The organism is Seonamhaeicola marinus (assembly GCF_008085455.1).
Window position 1 is genome coordinate 930,267 of record NZ_VSDQ01000679.1, and the last position, 19,576, is coordinate 949,842.

General features: G+C 36.2%; 11 protein-coding genes. All 11 read left to right on the forward strand.

The window, feature by feature from the left end:
* Positions 1-3: 3 nt before the first annotated feature.
* The gene (locus tag FUA24_RS15090; RefSeq protein ID WP_148543771.1) at positions 4-2,454 is read left to right on the forward strand and encodes a glycoside hydrolase family 2 TIM barrel-domain containing protein; all 2,451 of its coding nucleotides are present in this window, start codon (positions 4-6) and stop codon (positions 2,452-2,454) included.
* A 4-nt stretch (positions 2,455-2,458) separates the two neighbouring features.
* Positions 2,459-5,020 (forward strand): VPS10 domain-containing protein, encoded by a 2,562-nt coding sequence (locus FUA24_RS15095; RefSeq protein WP_148543773.1) that lies wholly within the window; start codon positions 2,459-2,461, stop codon positions 5,018-5,020.
* A gap of 12 nt (positions 5,021-5,032) precedes the next feature.
* Positions 5,033-6,577, forward strand: a complete 1,545-nt coding sequence (locus FUA24_RS15100) for a sialate O-acetylesterase (protein ID WP_148543775.1) — start codon at positions 5,033-5,035, stop codon at positions 6,575-6,577.
* A gap of 56 nt (positions 6,578-6,633) precedes the next feature.
* Positions 6,634-8,046 (forward strand): sialate O-acetylesterase, encoded by a 1,413-nt coding sequence (locus FUA24_RS15105; RefSeq protein ID WP_148543777.1) that lies wholly within the window; start codon positions 6,634-6,636, stop codon positions 8,044-8,046.
* A gap of 137 nt (positions 8,047-8,183) precedes the next feature.
* A complete protein-coding gene (locus FUA24_RS15110) occupies positions 8,184-9,434 on the forward strand; it encodes a family 16 glycosylhydrolase (RefSeq protein ID WP_148543779.1) in 1,251 nt (416 codons plus the stop codon).
* Positions 9,435-9,437: 3 nt separating this feature from the next.
* Positions 9,438-12,323, forward strand: coding sequence for a T9SS type A sorting domain-containing protein (locus FUA24_RS15115; protein WP_148543781.1), 2,886 nt, complete (start codon positions 9,438-9,440; stop codon positions 12,321-12,323).
* Positions 12,324-12,359: 36 nt separating this feature from the next.
* The gene (locus tag FUA24_RS15120) at positions 12,360-13,676 is read left to right on the forward strand and encodes a glycoside hydrolase family 117 protein (protein ID WP_246147058.1); all 1,317 of its coding nucleotides are present in this window, start codon (positions 12,360-12,362) and stop codon (positions 13,674-13,676) included.
* Positions 13,677-13,863: 187 nt separating this feature from the next.
* Positions 13,864-14,871, forward strand: coding sequence for a family 43 glycosylhydrolase (locus FUA24_RS15125; RefSeq protein WP_148543783.1), 1,008 nt, complete (start codon positions 13,864-13,866; stop codon positions 14,869-14,871).
* 25 nt (positions 14,872-14,896) lie between these two features.
* A complete protein-coding gene (locus FUA24_RS15130; protein WP_148543784.1) occupies positions 14,897-16,315 on the forward strand; it encodes a sulfatase-like hydrolase/transferase in 1,419 nt (472 codons plus the stop codon).
* Positions 16,312-17,829 (forward strand): sulfatase family protein, encoded by a 1,518-nt coding sequence (locus tag FUA24_RS15135; protein WP_148543786.1) that lies wholly within the window; start codon positions 16,312-16,314, stop codon positions 17,827-17,829. Before FUA24_RS15130 ends, FUA24_RS15135 begins: the two co-directional genes overlap by 4 nt.
* Positions 17,830-18,023: 194 nt before the next feature.
* Positions 18,024-19,574 carry a sulfatase-like hydrolase/transferase gene (locus tag FUA24_RS15140; protein ID WP_148543788.1) on the forward strand — a complete coding sequence of 517 codons (1,551 nt, stop codon included), beginning with the start codon at positions 18,024-18,026 and terminating at the stop codon, positions 19,572-19,574.
* Positions 19,575-19,576 lie beyond the last annotated feature (2 nt).

The window sequence follows — 19,576 nt, forward strand, 5'->3', positions numbered from 1 at the left end:
AAAATGAAGACACTTTTAAAAATAAGTATTTACGGTATGTTGTTATGCACTTTAGGATGCAATAAACCACAAACCTTAAACACTAAAGAAAGTTTTGATTTCGGATGGAAATTTATTGCTGAAGACGTATCAGGTGCCGAGGCGCTCAATTTTAATGATGCGTCGTGGACCGATGTTAACGTTCCTCATGATTGGAGTATTGAAGGTAATTTTAGTAAAGACAACCCATCATTCTCTCGTGGAGGTTGGTTGCAAACAGGAAAGGTAACTTACAGAAAAACATTTTCGGTAGCTAAAGAAGATAAAGACAAGCGTTTTGTGATTTATTTTGATGGCGCCTACAGAAATTCAGAGGTGTTTATAAATGGGCACTCCCTTGGTAAGAGACCGTTAGGATATATTGCATTTCATTATGATATGACCAATCATATCAAATTTGGAGGAGATAATGTCCTAACAGTTAAACTAGATAACTCAAGTCAGCCAGGATCAAGATGGTACACTGGTACAGGTATTTATCGTCATGTACATTTAATAAAGACTAACAAAGTATATGTGCCAATTTGGGGTAATTATATTGTGGCAGATAATTATACTTCAGAAAAAGCTGAAATTAAAATTACAACCCAAGTACGAAATGATCTGGGAGACGGAAAAACCGTTACAGTTCGTCATACAGCAAAAGCCCCAAATGGTGAAGACGTAGGGTCTTCTTCAGAAGTGTTAACTGTTGGAGCTTCTGCAACTTCACAATCTAAAGTGGTTTTAGAAATTTCAAATCCACAAATATGGTCACAAGAGCTTCCAAATTTGTATACGATTAAAACAGAGATTTTAGAAGGCGATGTTGTAGTGTATTCCGAAGAAAACAAAACAGGTATTAGAACATTAGAATTTGACAAGAACGAAGGCTTTAAACTAAACGGAAAAGTAACAAAACTAAAGGGTGTTTGCCTACATCATGCAGGCGGGCCATTGGGGGCTGCAATTCATAGAAGAACAGTAGAGCGCCAGTTGGAAAAGCTCCGCGAAATGGGAAGTAACGCCGTTCGTACCGCTCATAATCCATTCTCTGAAGAGTTTTTAAAAGTGTGCGATAGTATGGGCTTTTTGGTAATGAATGAAGCGTTCGATGAGTGGGAACTTATTAAAGAACCGATGACAACTCAAAACGGTAAGAAAATAAGAATTCCAGTAGATTTCTATGCCAACCAATTTAAAGAATGGGCAGATATAGATTTAGAAGATATGCTATTAAGAGATAGAAATCACCCATCTGTTATTATGTGGAGTATTGGCAACGAAATAGACCAAATGCGCGATGAAGAAGGTATTGCTATTGGAAAACGATTGGCAGATATAGTCCATAGGTTAGATTACAGGCCAGTAACAAATGGTGTGCACGGATATTGGGATCCAAAACGCCCAAATCAAGATGCGGCAGCAACAAGCGACATTTACGGATTTAACTATATCACAGAAGAACGTTATTTAACAGAAATGGAAAGCTTACCAAACATTAGAAGTGTAATAACAGAACACCAATCTGCTCAATCATTTTACCCGCGTTCTACATATCTCTATGATGAAGCTAAGAAAGCATGGTGGGATAAACTGAACTACGAACATAACGATGCTTACGAATGGGTTGAGAGTAGAGACATACGAGGTGAAAAAGGTATGGAAGCATGGCGTATGGTAAAAAAATATCCAAATATAATGGGAATGTTTATTTGGACAGGTTGGGACTATCTTGGAGAAGTTATTCCTTTTGGTTGGCCCGCACGATCTTCCTGCTTTGCACCCATAGATCTAGCCGGATTCAAAAAGGATGGGTTTTATTTTTATCAAAGTCAATGGGATGATAAACCTATGGTACATATCTATCCTCACTGGAATTTAAAGGGAATGGAAGGTAAGAAAGTAACCATTTATGGATTTACAAACGGCGATGAAGTTGAACTATTTCAAGACGGAAAATCTTTAGGTAGGAAAACAAACGATTCAAATGCTGTTGAATATCAAAGTTGGGATGTTGTCTACCAACCAGGAGAACTAAAAGCAGTGTCTTACAAAAATGGAAATGTAATAGCCGAAAAAGTGGTTAAAACAGCAGGAGCTCCAGCAAAAATTAAAGTCGAAACCAGAAGAACTGAAATGAAGGCTAACGGACAAGATGTAATTTATGTGGAATGTACAATTCTAGATAAGGATGGAAATGAAGTGCCTACGGCTAACAATACACTAAAATTTGATGTTAAAGGACCGGTAACTATTGCCGGAGTGGGTAATGGTGATAGTATGGGCTTAGAGCCCTTTAAAGCAAATAAACGTTCTGCTTTTCACGGTAAATGCTTGGCAATTTTACAATCTACTCAAGAAGCAGGAGATATTACGTGTACAATTACCTCAGAAGGATTAGAAACAGTTATTGTAGCATTAGTTTCAAAATAAAAAAATGAAAAGATATTATCTATTAATAAGTGTTGTTTTTTTGGGGTTTCATATTCAGTCCCAAATAAACAAAGACTATTTTAAAAGGTTAAATTCTAAAACCGTTGCATCAACAGATGTAGTGACATGGCGACAAGTAGGTCCGGGTATGTCTGGTTATTGTGAAGAATTTTGGTGCCATCCTACAGATAAGAATGTAATTTTCATGTCGCCAGATATGTTTAATACCTATGGTTCTTGGGATGCTGGGAAAACATGGTATACTGTTAAAAACCCTGATGGAGACGGTAAAGATTTGGCAAGAGTAAGAAAGTTTATGTTTTCTTATCAAAAACCAAATTTTGGTTTTGCAATTACTGGTGGTGGGCAGTTGTTTAAGACTCAAGATACAGGCAAAACTTGGACATTTGTTAGAAAATTTAAAGGACGTTCTGCTGAGATAATGGTAGATCCTTCAAACGATAAGATTTGGTATGTAGGACAAGGAGATTTCTGGAATGTTAAAGCCAACCATCGTCATAAAAATGGACAATCACGCCAGTCCAAAAATGAAGGTATTTACAGAAGTGTAGATTCTGGAAAAACATGGGAACTATTCAAAATAGGAGAATTTAAGAATTTAGATGTTGGAAGAATAGTAGTAAACCCGAACAACTCAAAAATAGTTATTGCTATTACCAACCAAGGCGTTTTTAGAAGCGAGGATAAAGGAAGAACTTGGAAACCTAGTGGTAATGGGTTGGAGGTAAATCGCCCCAGAGACTTAGACTTTTATTATAACAAAAAGACCAAGGAATTTGTACTATACCTAGTGGATCAAACTGCATTCATTCCAAATGGAAAAACATTAACCACCAAAGGCGGCGTTTACAAAAGTTCAGATAGCGGGAAAACGTGGCAAAACATCACAGGGAATCTGCCCGTAGATTTAAGCAAAATAACAAGTAGAGCATTACAAAATAGGTATTGGAAAGCTGTTGCGTTTTGGTTTCAAAAAAGTGTAAAAGAGGTTAGGTCTAAATATCCTAAGTATCCAACGGAAGTTTTAGATGTATGGCACAGAATTCAAGTAAACCCTCAGAATCAAAATGATATTTACTTGTCTCATAATACAAAACATGATAAGTCATTTTTAACAGGTGATGCTTGGAAATCTAGTGATGGCGGAAAAACATGGGTAGCGGTAGCTAGAACAGGAAAATATTGGATAGAAAAAACCGATAAAGCTTATTGGGAATCAAGAAATAACCCCGTAACACCAAATACCTTTTTTGCACATTTACAGCCAGAAATGGACAGAAGAGAAGATGTTTGGGGTAATCGTTTCTTGGAATTGAGTGTAGACGGAACAGCATATATTTGCCTAGATCAACAAGTGTTACAATCTAAAGATGGCGGCAATACATGGCAACAAATAGATGATAATGAAACAGCATTAAACTCTAAACATTGGATTGGTAAAGGCGACAGTAATTTACCTGGGCGCTATATGTTATTGGAAACAGGGATAAAGGACAGATATTTATTGGGAAGTGGAGAACATGGCTTATGGCAAACAGCACCTTTAGGTAATTATCCAGATAAAATGGCCGTAGCAGTTGAACAGCTAGAAGGACAGATACATCATGGGGGAGCACATTCTACAGGACCAATTGCCGTACATCCAGAAGACCCCAATAAAATTTACTTTTTACCGTACAGACAAAATCATAGAGGTAAATTAAGACGTTCCTTAGATGGCGGTAAAACTTGGGAAAGTATAGCAACCATTTTTGCTGCAGACACCCCAATGCACGAAAGATTAGTATTCATGAATTCTTTAATTTTTGATCCAATTAATGCTAAAAACATGTATTTCTGTGCTACCAAAACACCTATTTCTCAAGTAGCAGGCCCTTATGCTAAAACCTTAACAAAAGGAACCTATGGTTTTTATCGTTCTTTTGATGAAGGCCATACATGGCAGCTTAGTAACAAAGGTTTTCATGAAGGCGCAAGTGTAAGAAGGGTGGTTTTAGATCCTGATAATCCTGAAATTTTATATGCGGCAGTTAATGACGACAATGGTGGATTATTCAAATCAACAAATAAGGGTGGCGATTGGAAAGAAGTTAAAATTCCTTCTGAAATTAAAAATGTAACCAATATATTTATAGATAGAAATAATAAATACATGTATCTGTCTGCTGGAAATGAAAATGGTACAGATGAGGGCAGCGGTGTATGGAGAAGTACAACTAAAGGAAAGTCTTGGGAAAGGATTTTTAACCTGCCTTATGTTTGGCAGTGCGAAACCTCGCCTTTAAACCCTGATATTTTAATAGTAAGTGCTCCCTTACCGCACAGAGCAAAAAATGCCAAAGCAAAATTAAATCCCGGGGTTTATATTTCTAGGAATGGCGGGAATAGCTGGAACAAAGTAAATATTGGTTTAGGACAACATGATAGAGTGGTTGATGTAAAGCCAGACCCTTACAGACAAGATGTATTTTGGGCTTCTCAAAAAGGAAGTGGTTGGGCTATTGGTTATTTAAAAGGCACAACAGAAGGATGGTCTAAACAATAAAATAAAAGCAATATGAAATCGGTCGCATTAAAAGGATTCGTTTGTTGGTTAACGATCTTTGGGTTGTTTCAATTAAATGCCCAAGTAACATTGTCAAATATGTTTTCGGAACATATGGTACTGCAGCAGAAACAAATAAACCCTGTTTGGGGAAAAGCATCCAATGGTGAAAAGATATCGGTTTCAATTGCAAATCAAACACATCAAACTATTGCAGATAAAAATGGCCGTTGGATGGTAAAGTTAAGTCCTATTGATGCAGGAGGCCCATTTGTTTTAACCGTACAAGGGAGTAACAAAATCGAAATTCAGGATGTTTTAGTAGGCGAGGTTTGGATGTGTTCTGGTCAGTCCAATATGCAATGGGCTATCGGTAATTCTAATCATGCCGATGTAGAGATAGCATCAGCAAATTATCCTAATATAAGATTGATGAATGTTCCAAAAGTAGGGAGTGAGAAAGCCACAGATAATTTAGATGTAAGCTGGAATCTTTGTACGCCAGAAACTGTTAAGAATTTCTCAGCAATAGGTTATTTGTTCGGAAAACGTTTAAACAATACACTTGGCGTACCCATAGGATTGATAAATAATGCTTGGGGAGGTTCGGCAATAGAAGCATGGATTCCAAGACAAGTTTTAGAAGAAGAAGGGCATGATGAACTTGTAAAATCTTGGGATGATCAAATTGCAGGTTATTCCGATGCGGTTTTTGAGAAAAAGAAAGAAACGTATAAAGACTGGTTAGCAAAAGGTAAGCCAGGAAAAAAGAAGTGGCCGCCAGAAGATATTCGAATTGGAAGAAAGCGCCCTGGCAGTATTTACAAGGGTATGGTAAATGCCAGTGTTGGTTACGGCATAAAAGGTATTATATGGTGTCAAGGAGAAACCAACGCAGGTAGAGCTTATCAATATAGAGAACTATTCCCGTTACTAATAAAGACTTACCGAAATTTATGGGGACAGGGAGATTTCCCGTTTTACTGGGTGCAAATGGCAGATTTTCTTGAGGAATCAAAAGTCCCAACCGGGGGTTCTTGGGCAGAATTAAGAGAAGCACAAACCATGACCTTGTCTTTACCCAATACTGGAGAGGCTATAGTTACCGATGTTGGAGAAGCCAAAGATATACATCCAAGAGATAAACAAACACCGGCTAACAGATTAGTGCGCCATGCTTTAGCCAAAGATTATGGTTATGCAATGGCATCAGATAGTCCACGATTTTCTTCAATGGAAATTAAAGGAAACAAAGCTATCATTTCATTTAGCCATATAGATAAAGGGTTGAGTGCTTTTGATTTTGAGGAAATTAAAGGATTTGCTATTTCTGGATCGGATAAAAAATTTGTTTGGGCCAAAGCTAAAATTATAGGTAAGAACAAGGTTGAGGTCTATTCAGATAATGTAGAAAATCCTGTTGCTGTTCGTTACGGTTTTGAAAACAATCCCAAAGTTAATTTATACGATAGAAACGGACTTCCAGTAACGAATTTTAGAACTGATAGTTGGCAAGGTGTCACCGAAGGTAAAGTGGTAGCGCCTAAGAGCTACTAATATTTTACCCAAGTTTGAGCGTTTTTTTACCTCCTTTAAATAAGAAAGAATTAGATATGAGAACACTTAGAATTATAACTTTCATATGCTTTTGTTTTGTGTTTGGCCAAGAGACTTTTGCGCAACTAAGGTTGCCAAATATTTTTGCAGACCACATGGTGCTGCAACAGAAACAAGTAAATCCAGTTTGGGGAAAGGCATCTAAAGGAGAGGAAATTAAGGTTTCAATACATGATCAAACACACCACACGACAGCTGATAAAAATGGAAATTGGAAAGTGAAGTTAAGCCCAATAAATGCCGGTGGACCCTTCACCTTGAGTATTGAAGGTAATACTAAAATTGAGTTCAAAGATGTTTTAGTCGGCGAGGTTTGGGTATGCTCAGGTCAGTCCAATATGGCCATGAAATTAGAAGGAGGCCCTGGGCAGCATATAGAAGGGAGTACAGATGCTATTTTAAATAGTTCAAATTCCAAAATTAGACTGTTTACAGTGCCAAAGACTGTTAGCAATATACCACTAGAAAATTGTGGCGGTTCTTGGGAAATTAGCAAGCCCTCAACAGCCGCAAAATTTAGCGCCGTTGGGTATTTCTTTGGAAAACGACTTTATGAAAGTTTAGACATTCCAATTGGCTTAATCTCAACCAATGTTGGAGGAACGCCAGCGCAAGCTTGGACGCCAAATAAAACCTTAAAAGAGAAGTTTCCTGAAATTGTGAATGATAAATCAAAAAAAGGAGAAACAAAAGCACCCTCGGTATTATATAACGCTATGGTTAATCCGCTAATACCTTATGGTATAAAAGGAACAATTTGGTACCAAGGCGAAGGGAATAGATGGAACCCTGAACAATATTCTAGGTTATTTCCAGAAATGATTAAGTCTTGGAGAGCCCAATGGAATCAAGGCAATTTTCCATTTTATTTTGTTCAAATAGCGCCTTTTGGAAATAACATAAAAGGATGGGTTGGTGTGCAGCAAGCACAACTAAAGACAATGTTAACAACACCCAATACAGGAATGGCCGTAATTAATGATGTTGGGTACAAAACCAGGATTCACCCTCCAAAAAAGAAAGAGGTTGGAGAACGATTAGCACTATGGGCATTGGCAAAGGATTATAATATTGAAGGGTTTTCTTATTCCGGACCTGTTTTCGATACTTTAGAACTAAAAGGAAGTAAAGCCATAATAAGGTTTAAGCATGCACCTCTGGGGCTTACAAGTTTAGGTAAACCTTTAGACCATTTTGAAATTGCCGGGACAGATGGCGTTTTTCATCCTGCCGAAGCTAAAATTATTGAGAAAGGTAATGCGTTACAAGTATGGAGCAATGCAGTAGCGCATCCTAAAAACGTTCGTTACGGATGGCATAGTTTTATTGAAGGTTGTTTATTTAATGTTAGCGGCTTACCTGCTTCTGCCTTTTCAACAGAAGATTGGGATGCTATTTTTAGGGATTAAAACTATGTACTTTAAAAAAACAACTTTACAAATACTATATAAAACGACTATATAGAACATACCTGCTATATATTTAGACATTTGCTTTAGCAGAATACCGGTAAAAAATAGATTTTTATAATGAAATATAACAATCTATGAAACAGTATTATACAATTATAAAGCTTTTTATTTTAGTGTTATTGGTGAGTTTTGGAGGTTCCTTACAAGCGCAGTCAGGACCTCCAAAGCCTCCAGTTGGTAAACGCTGGGTATTAAATCCAGATTTTTCAGATGAGTTTAATGGTAATAAATTGGATGAAACCAAATGGTTAGACCATCATCCAACATGGAAGGGTAGAGCTCCAGGCTTATTTATGTCCTCTCAAGTAAAAGTGGCAGATGGCTATCTTCAACTTAAAGGCGAAAAAATGAAGCAAGATACCTTGGTTAAAATTGGTTCTAAAGAAGTAATGTTCAATATTAAAGGTGCCGCAGTAGTATCAAAAAAAACAGCGCTTTTTGGCTATTATGAATGTAGAGTAAAGGCGGCAGCAACTACAATGTCTACTACATTTTGGTTTTCTGGCGGTGGCGGAAAAGGACCTAAAGGGTGTGATAAGTACCATCAAGAGTGGGATATTCAAGAATGTATAGGAAGAGAAGGTGATTTTAAAGGGAAATATTTTGCCAGCGGAATGCATTCAAATGCACATTATTGGTACACACATTGTGATGGTAAAAGAAATGATTATAGAGCCTCACAGGTTAGGTTTGAAGATACCGAAGTAGCGTCTAAAGATTTTCACGTTTACGGCGGTTGGTGGAGAGATGAAGCTTCTGCAAGTTATTACTACGATAATCAAGAACCGAAACATCAAAAATTTTATGATAAGATAACAGATAAGCCTATGGACAAACCAATGTATATGAGGTTAGTTCATGAGACGTACCCATTTCCTTGGATTTCCCTTCCAACAGATGAAGAATTAGCAGATGATTCTAAAAACACAGTATATTATGATTGGGTAAGAGGTTATGAATTAGTAGATATTAAACAGTCAAATAATTCTAAGCTAGAATCAGAAATTAAACTGTATGATGAAGCCGTGTTTTTTGATGTTCCAGAAATTAACGTATTGGCTTCAAAATCTTTAAAAATTCCATTAAGCTATAAAGCCAATGAAGACAGAGAAATAGTTTTAAGATTAATGAACTATGATGATAAAAAAGTCAAAGAAATAAGGTTTTTAGCTTATGCGGGTTACGCCAATTTAATACATGATTTTAAAACAGATACAAAGCTTAAACCAGGGAAATATAAACTTATTTCAAACTTAGTTCCAGTTGGTGGAGACAAAAAGAGTGTTTTAGATATAAACACCTTAGTGATACATGTGAAACAATAATTAATGGGAGAAGTAATTTATAAAGGTATGCCTGTTTTTAATAAGCAGCTGGTCGTTTTTGTGTTGATGTGTTTTTCTTTTACTACCGCAAGCACTCAAAATGAAATACACGTTTATTCTACAGAAATACCTTGGGTTTTAGGAACAATATCTGAAGATCCTGCTAAAACCTACTCCATTAATGAAGCAATAGGTCAGGCAAGTAATGGAGATGTTATTGTGATACATGAAGGTATTTATAGAGAAAGAGTCGTAGTTAATAAAAACAACATTTCAATTTCAAACTATCAAGACGATTACGTATTGGTAACTGGAGCAGATGTAGTGTCGGGAACTTGGGAAGATGCTTCGGGCATGACTTCAGGAGTCAAAGCTCTTAACATTTCAGGAGTAAATATAGAAACAGATTATAGTCAGTTGTTTTCAAACGGCAGAATTCAAAAGTTAGGCAGGCATCCAAATAGAACAATAGACCAAACCATGGAAGTCATTGCTGCAAATAATAATGGAGGTTATGCCCCTGTTAAGAACGGTTCTAAACCTGAAGGTGCCGATGCTACAGCACAAATTACTTTTGAAGAGACTACAATTCCTAGTGTAGATTTAACAGGAGGGATTATTAGAGCAATGACGGGTAAAATGAGAAATTATGCCTACGGAGATATTGTGTCTAATTCTGGTAATACAGTTTCTTTTAAAGCTATAAATAACAATACAGACTGGAAAAAAGAAGGCGCCATAGCAACCACAAGATTTAAAATGGGTTGGGGTTTTGTACTCCATAAAAATTTAGTAGATACACCAGGTGAATGGTTTATAGATGATAATACCTTGTTTTATTATCCTCAAGTAGGAGAAAATTTAAATGAAAGTAGAATAGAAATTCAAACTAGAGAAAGGGTCTTAGTCTTAAACAACTCCAGTGGAACTAATATTTCAGGAATAAACTTTGTGGCCGGAAATGTAGATGCACAATCCACAAATAATACAACAATAGATGGTTGTACGTTTAGATATGTACACCCGTTCTGGATTCCTAATGGTTACGGACAAGGAAATACTGATAGGCAAGGAATTTTCTTTAGAAACAGCTCTAATAATACACTAAAAAACTCTTATTTTGGACATACTTGGGCAAATATGATTGCCTTTCATTTTGGTCAGAATAACACGGTTGAAAACTGTACTATCGAAGATTTTGGTACTGTTGGCGTCTTTACATCCGGAGTTCATGTTAACCAATCGGATAATACCAGTATTAGTAAGTGTACCTTTGGCGATGCAGGAAGATTTCAAATTAGAATAGATGGTGGAGATGCAAAAGTTGATATACTAGATTCAGACTTTTATGGTGCAATGAAAATGGGAGAAGATGCTGGTCCATTTGAAGCAACAAGTACTGGCAAAATAGGGGCGTTGAGTCTTAAAGGAAGCACACTTGCTTATAATAAAGTACATGATGTTAAAGGTTTACCAGTATGGGATGGAAACTACAGTAGGCAAAAAGTAGTAGCGTTTTATATGGAAGATACCCAAAACTATACAGCGCACCATAATTTAATTTATAACATTAAAGCCGATAATTATAATGGACCTGTTGAAAATGAGCAGGCAGGAGAGTTTTTGTATTTAGGTCCGCGTTATAATAGAATGGATGAACCAGTGAATTATTATAATAATACAATCTGGAATTATGATAAGTTGTTTACCATATGGGGATTAGAAATAGACAATTGGGAAGAACTAGGATTAGCAGAAGAGGAAAATAAAGGGACTATGGAAGATGGGCATTTTGCGAACAATGTATTTATGACTAATTCTAAAAATGTGTTAAGCTATGGCAGACAAAAGCTATCGCCAACAGGAGGTAATTTAGGCTGGGTATCTTTAAATCCAAGCCCCTCATTAGAGACATCAAATCTTACGGAATATTTTACGCATTGTTCTAACTATGGCTTTCAGTTTAATCCTCAGAATAACATTGAAATAGATTTTGCCAATCAGGATAGTGATTTTGTAAGTGCCTCTACAGGCGATTTTAATTTACAAAATACATCTTCTGCTAAAAATGCAGGTGTAGAGATTCCAGGAATAACAAATTCTTCAAATCCAGATTCCGGAGCTTTAGAAGGAGGGAATAGAGTTTTAAATGCAGGTTCTAGCATTGTGCTTCCGTCATTTTTAGAACAAGTAATATCTATACAGAATGTGAGGTTTACAATTGCGGTTACCTCAGAGAATTGTCCGAATAAAGATAATGGGAAACTCAGAATCGTTCCTAGTATTTCAGCAGATTATGAAGTCACTTTTAATGCTACTACTTATGAATTTACAGCTGAAATATCTTTTGATAATATAGCACCAGGTGACTATGACGTATGTATAAATATAAAAGGCGAAACAGAAAACCAATGTTTCGTAGTTAAAGTAAATGAGGCCGAAGAAATAACGCTAAAATCAGTTTTAAAAAGTAAACAACTAGATGTAAATATAGCTACAGGGACAGCACCTTATAAAGTAATGGTTAATGATGTTTTGGTGTTAGAGACCATGTCTTCAGCTTTTACAATTAATGTGAATCATGGAGATTCCGTTAAAATAAAAACGGATAAAGCATGTGAAGGCGAGTTGATAAAATCAATTGATTTTTACAGTGATATTGAACCGTATCCAAACCCAACTTCCGGAAATTTTAAATTAAGTTTACCAATAAACGAGGGAAGAATACCAATTGAAATTTATGATATTAGGGGACAATTAATAACATCTGATATATTCACAATTAATTCGGGTGAAATAGAGTTAAATCTAAGCGGAAACAATGCCGGAATGTACTTTGTGAAATTGAATTTAGATAACCCCATCAATTTTAAAATAATTAAGAAATAAAGCTAACAAACAAGAACAAAAACTATTCAATCCATTATGACATTAAAATTAAATCAGCTAGCCATTGTATTTGTAGCATTTAGTATGTTATTATCATCATGCTCAAATACTAAAGCCGAGGTAAAATCGGAAGAACAAAACGTTAAAGGAGGCTTCCCTTTTATGTTGCCAGAAACAAAACCAAATAGACCTTTAAGTGCCGCTTTAGAAAGAAATTACGATGCATTTATGGGACCTCGTCAAGAAACTAATGAGCTATTCACTCAATTTAAATATACCAAGTTAAAAGGATTCGACTATAATGATGGAGATGGTACAATTTCTCGTAGAGACCCTTCAAAAATTATCTTTGTAAATGGTAAATATTATATGTGGTATACGCATAGAGAAACGGCATCAGCGCCCGTTGGTGTATCTAATGCACATTTAAGTAATGATTCTATTCCATCGGCAGATTGGGATTTAGCAGATATTTTCTATGCCACTTCAGAAGATGGTTTTACATGGCAAGAACAAGGCGTTGCAGTTCCAAGAGCCGAAAAACCTAACTTAGGGCATCGTTCTGTTACTACTACAGATATTTTGGTTTGGGAAGGTAAGTATTACTTATACTACCAAGCGTTTTCTGTAGCTCCAGGTAAAAATGGAGGAGATAATTGCCCAGTGGCAGTGTCTTATGCAGATTCTCCCGATGGACCATGGACACCATATGGTAAAGATGTTATACCTAATGGCGCACCAGGTGAGTGGGATCAATTTTCTATTCACGATCCATATCCAATTGTTCATGATGGTAAGATATACTTGTATTATAAGTCCGATTTTGCTAAAAGTGAAACAACACAATTAGTACGTATGCATGGTCTGGCTATAGCCGACAATCCGTTGGGCCCATTTGAAAAGCATCCATTAAATCCTATTATGAACTCTGGTCATGAAACTACATTATTCCCATTTAAAGAAGGTGTGGCGGCATTTGCGATAAGAGATGGAAATGAAATGAATACCATACAATATGCAAAAGATTGGGTGAATTTTGATGTGGCGGCCAATGTAGAAATGATGCCAGATGCAGCAGGACCTTATATTCCGGATGTATTTACGAATACAAAGGATGGTAGAGGCATTACTTGGGGTATATCGCATTTTACTGTACCACATGGTAATTGGAAAAAGAATCATGCCGTATTACTTAGATTTGATTGTGACCTTAGTTTAGATGTACATGATCCAAAAATGAAAAGACATCATAACAAGCCAAAGATTCAAACTTTATACAGACATGGTTTAAGTAAAGAACAGCGCCAAAGAATAGATAAGGCAAACAAAGCGGTTTTAGAGCATTCAAAATAAGACCAAACAAAATACGCATGTAAATATATATCACCCCTATACAAATGATGTCTAGGGGTGTTTTTTTAACCATTTATTGTGTTTTTCAATGTATTTCTGTCCTTTTTGCAGATTCTAATGGCTTAATTTTGAGAGACTAGGTGATCTAACAGGCCTAAACAACCAAAAACCAATCAATAAAGAAACTTTGAAAAATTTTAGAAAACATATTGAAACATTGTCCATTTATGCCTTAATGGGGTCTTGTTTCGTTTTTTTTCAATGTAAAAATCATGAAGAAAATAAGACACTTATTCCAAAACAAACCAACAACTATAAATGGGTATATAAACCAGAGGGGGACTACTTTTTTGGTCCAGATACCAAACATTTAAAGGAGGGAAAATGGTACGCAGATTGGGTGCCTAATGATCATACCTTTGTAAAAGATAGCTCTGGGAAATGGCATATTTTTGGAATTACCCATCCTTTGGTTGAAGCCGAAAGTTTAATAGGAAATGTGCATCAGGGAGAATATGCTTCATTTCATGCTGTATCCTCAAAAACAAACTTCAAAGAAACCATAGAAAGGTATCATTATCATGATTTACCTAAAGTGTTATCACCAAAAGAAAGACCCGGTGAAATGCTTTCAAACCATGCGCCTTATATCTTTAAAAAGGACGGACTTTACCAAATGATTTATGGTCCTAGTCCAATAAGGTTAGCAACATCTTCAGACTTGTACAAATGGGAAACAAAAGGAAAATTGTTCCATGAAAAAGAAGGCGCTAGAGATCCCAACTTATTGTTTCATGATGGTATGTACTATATCGTTTACTGTTCTAATAAATGCGTAAAAATGCGTAAATCTTCAGATTTAAAAAACTGGAGTGAAGCCGAAACTATTTTAGTAACTAATAAATTTGATCCAGAATCTCCATCATTAATTTTTCATAACGATGCGTTTTACCTATTTGTGTGCTCTTGGGATGGTAATTGGGATGGCAAAGACATAAAGGGCGCTTATCAATTTAAAACCTATGTTTATCATTCTACAGATAAAATTAGTTTTGGCACCGACCATGAAAAAGAGATAACCACATTAAAATCTCATGCGCCAGAAATATTTAAAGATGAAAATAACCAATGGTATATTTCTAGCGTAGAATGGCCATACAGAGGTGTAAGTATAGATAAACTTAATTGGGAATAAAAACGATTTTATAAAATAAATACAAATGAGAAAAATACTAGTTTTACTTCTGCCGTTATTGGTGGCAGTTAATTTAAACGCACAAAACACCAGCAAAAAGCCAAATGTAATTGTATTTATGGCAGACGATATGGGGTATGCCGATACGGGCTTTACGGGAGCAAAAGATATTTTAACGCCAAATCTCGATGCTCTAGCAGCTAATGGTGTAATTTTTAAGCAAGGCTATACCAATCATGCGTTTTGTGGGCCTAGTAGGGCAGCTTTAATGTCAGGTAGGTACCCTTACAGATTTGGTTTTGAAACCAATCCTGCTTATGATCCAGCCAACCCTCATATGGGAATTGATACAAAGGAAAAACTCTTTCCAGAACGCATGCAGGAAGTAGGGTATACAACTGGAGTTGTTGGCAAATGGCATTTAGGTGCTGCGCAAGAATTTCATCCAAATAATAGAGGTTTTGACTATTTCTATGGATTTCTTGGAGGAGGACATGATTATTTTAGAATAGATCTAACAAAAAAAGTTTGGGAAGCCTATTTACAAGGATTGGTAAGAAATAAGAAACCCGCAAGTTTTGATGGATATTTAACTACGGCCTTAAGTAAAGATGCAGCAAAATTTGTATCAGATAACAAAGATGAGCCTTTCTTTTTATATGTAGCCTATAATGCCCCGCATCAACCACTACAAGCACCAAAGGAAGATATAGAAAGGTATAGCCATATAAAAGATAAGAAAAGGCGTGTTTATGCTGCCATGGTAGATGTAATGGATAGAGGAATAGGTGAAGTGGTACAATCGTTAAAAGACAATGGGATTTATGAAAACACTTTAATATTCTTTCTTAGTGATAACGGAGGGCCGCAAGCATCTCCAAAAAGTCCAGGAAAAGGAAACGGCTCAAGTAATAAACCATTTAGAGGAGGTAAAGGTAATATGTATGACGGTGGAGTTCACGTGCCGTTTATTGCATGCTGGCCAAACAGGATAAAAGCTGGAACCGTTTATGATTATCCTGTAAATTCATTAGATATTTCTAGAACGGCTGTTGAGGTAGCAGGAGGAGATGCTTTTAAAACAACAAAAATGGAAGGCGTTAATCTAATTCCTTTTGTTACAGGTGAAAACAAAGAAGCGCCACATGACTACATGTACTGGCGTGGAGGTAGTAAATGGTCCGTTTTGGCATCAGACGGAACTAAGCATGTAAAAGAAACTAAAAACCCAGAATTGTATTATTTGCCAGACGATGTTTCTGAGGCTAACAACATATTAAGTAAAAAGTCCAAACTAGCTAAAAAGATGTATTCAAAATGGGTTGAATGGAACGAAAATAACATACCATGTGTCTTATTAGGTTACAAAGATTATCATAAAAAGAGAGATGCGTTTTATGAACAAGCCATACCGCCAAAAGCAAAAACTTATAAAAACAAATGAAAAAAGTAGTTTTCCTATTCGTTTTTAGCTTGTTTTCTGGCAATGTAATAGCACAACATACAAAACAACCAAATATCGTTATCATTTATGCAGACGATATGGGATTTGGTGATTTGAATTGTCAAAACCCACATTCAAAAATACCAACACCTAATTTAGATCAATTAGCCGCAGAAGGTATGTTGTTTAAAGATGCTCATAGCTCTTCGGGAATCTGTACACCTAGTAGGTTTGCTTTACTCACGGGGCAGTACCATTGGAGAAGAGGTCATGGTATAGTAGGAGGCTTTGGCAAGCCATACTTTAAAGATAGCGATATAACATTGCCTCAAATTCTTAAAGAACAAGGCTATACTACCGCGGCTATTGGAAAATGGCATCTTGGTTGGGATTGGGATATTAAAAACCCTCCAACGATTAATGAAAATCAATGGGGCAAGAAAATTAAAGCCTATAGTCATAAGGATATTAATTGGGAAGTTCCAATTAAAGGAGGTCCCTTAGACAGGGGGTTTGATTATTATTTTGGCGACGGAACCATTAACTTTCCACCATATTGTTGGATAGAAAATAGGCTTCCAATTAAAGCTCCAAATACACATTTAGATTTAGGTGACCTAAAAACCGCAGAAGGGCATTGGGAATTTAGACCAGGCCCTATGGTAAAAGGTTGGAATCCATATGAAGTACTACCAACACTATCTGAAAAAACAGTAGAATGGATAGGGAAACAAAAGAAAAATAAACCTTTCTTCTTGTATTTTGCCTTACCATCACCTCATGCGCCAATTATTCCGAATAAAGAATTTATTGGAAAATCTAAGGCAGGAGGTTTTGGAGATTTTGTATACCAAACAGATCATGTAGTTGGTAAGGTGTTAGAAGCATTGAAAGAAAATGGACTTGAAGACAATACTATAGTCATTTTTACAGCAGATAATGGACCCGAACGTTACGCTATAGAACGTGCCGAAAATTTTGGACACTTCAGTTCTGGCGATTTTAGAGGTGTAAAACGAGATGTTTGGGAAGGTGGTCATCACGTGCCTTTCATTGTAAAATGGCCAAATAAAGTAGAACAGGGTACGGTTTCTAATGAGGTGATTTCTCAAATAGACATCATGTCTACTATAGCCCATATTTGTAGCATTAAACTTCCAGCCAAAGCGGCGCCAGACAGTTATAATTTTCTACCCATATTGTTACAAGAAGCTTATAAATCTCCTTTACGAGAAGCTACCGTTCATAATACCTATAAAGATAAATGGGGATTAAGGATGGGCGATTGGCTGTATATAAACAACAAAAGTGGCGCAGGAAAAAAAGATCTTCCAGACACCTATAATGCGTTAAGAGGTTATCAAAAATTTAATACTGAAGGGCTCTTGTTTAATATGAAAAATGACTGGGGGCAACGCATCAATTTATTTGAAAAATACCCAGATAAAGTCATTGAAATGAAACGTGTTTTAGAAAAATATAGAAACCAAGGTTATTCTGTTGTAAGAGAGTAGAGTTTAGTTCTATAGGATTGTCTTTTTTATCTAAACATATGGTTATTAAGGGGTTTTGAGTAGGTGTGCATTAGTGGCGTGTAGTTAAAATGTAGTGCTGTGTATGGCTAATGTAGTTATAATGTATCCGTTTTTTAGTTGTTTTTATCGTTGAATCATAATTTTAAAAGCACATTTAATATTAACTAAATAAGATGAAAAATTTAATAGCTTTTTGCTTGTTAGGATTAATGACGTTTCAACTACAAGCTCAAAGAAAAAAGAAGCCAAATGTTTTAGTAATTTATACCGATGACCATAGGTATACAGGTGTTCATGCACTTGGAGGTCAAGCCGTATTAACGCCAAATCTCGATGATTTGGCACATAATGGTATCACATTCACTAAAGCCTATTTAATGGGCGCTTTTTCTGGTGCAACCTGCGTACCTAGTAGAGCCATGTTACTTACAGGGCGAAATTTGTTTCAATTAAAAGGAAGAGGTTTTGATATTCCAGATACGCATACAACTATGGGCGAGATGTTCATGAAAGAAGGTTACTATGCTTACCATGTTGGTAAATGGCATCAAGACATGAAATCTTTGGCACGTTCATTTAATGATGGTGCAAAAGTTTCTGGAAAGCCAGCATATTTAACAGATCAGTTTAGAATGCCTTATCACGATTGGGAACCAAATGGTAATTATAAAAGAGAGCACTGTTACCTATTGGAATATAATGACAAAGGCGAAGTTGTGAGTCGTCCATTAACAAAAGATGATAAACGAGGTCCCACAGGAACGGAAAAAACCGGGCCACATGTGTCTGAAGTATTAGCAGACGCTAGCGTTAAGTTTATTTCGGAATATAAGCAGAAGAAACCTTTCTTCCATTATTTGGCATTCCCAACACCTCATGATCCACGTCAGGCTCCTAAAAAATACAAAGACATGTACCCCGAAGCTGATATTGCTTTACCACCTTCGTATATGCCGCAACACCCTTTTGATAACGGGCATATTGTATTGCGTGATGAGTTACTTGCAGAATGGCCTAGAACTAATGAAATAGCAAAGCAACATTTATCAGATTACTATGCGATTATTAGTCATTTAGATGCGCAAATAGGACGAGTAATTAAAGCTTTAAAGGATAGCGGACAATATGAAAATACAATTATTGTTATGGCAGGAGATAGTGGTTTAGCAGTTGGTAATCATGGTCTATTAGGAAAACAAAATATATATGATGAAGACGGTATCCATATACCTTTTATTCTTTCAGGAGGTTTAGTAGAAGAAGCAAATAAAGGTAGAAGAGAGGATGCCTTTTGCTATAATTATGATATTTTACCAACACTTTGCGATATGATTGGAATCAAAACTCCAGAGTCCGCATCGGGTAAAAGCTTATTGCCAATTATAAATTATGAAAAAGAAGGGGTAAGAGACTATACCTATCATGCCTATCGTCAGCATCAAAGAGCATATCGTAAAGGAGATTATAAACTTATAGAATATGTAAGAGCTCCAGACAAAGATAGAAAACGAGGCGATATTGTTTCAGGATCAAGAGTAACGCAACTATTCAATGTTACAAAAGACCCTTGGGAAACCTTCAATTTGGCCGATTTTCCGGAATATGCAGAAAGAGTCGCCCAAATGAGAAACGAAATGAGGCAAAAGGCCATCGAATTAAAAGACAAATCTCATGATGAGTTAGTGAAGGTCGATTTTTGGGAATATTACAATACTTCAAACTAAAA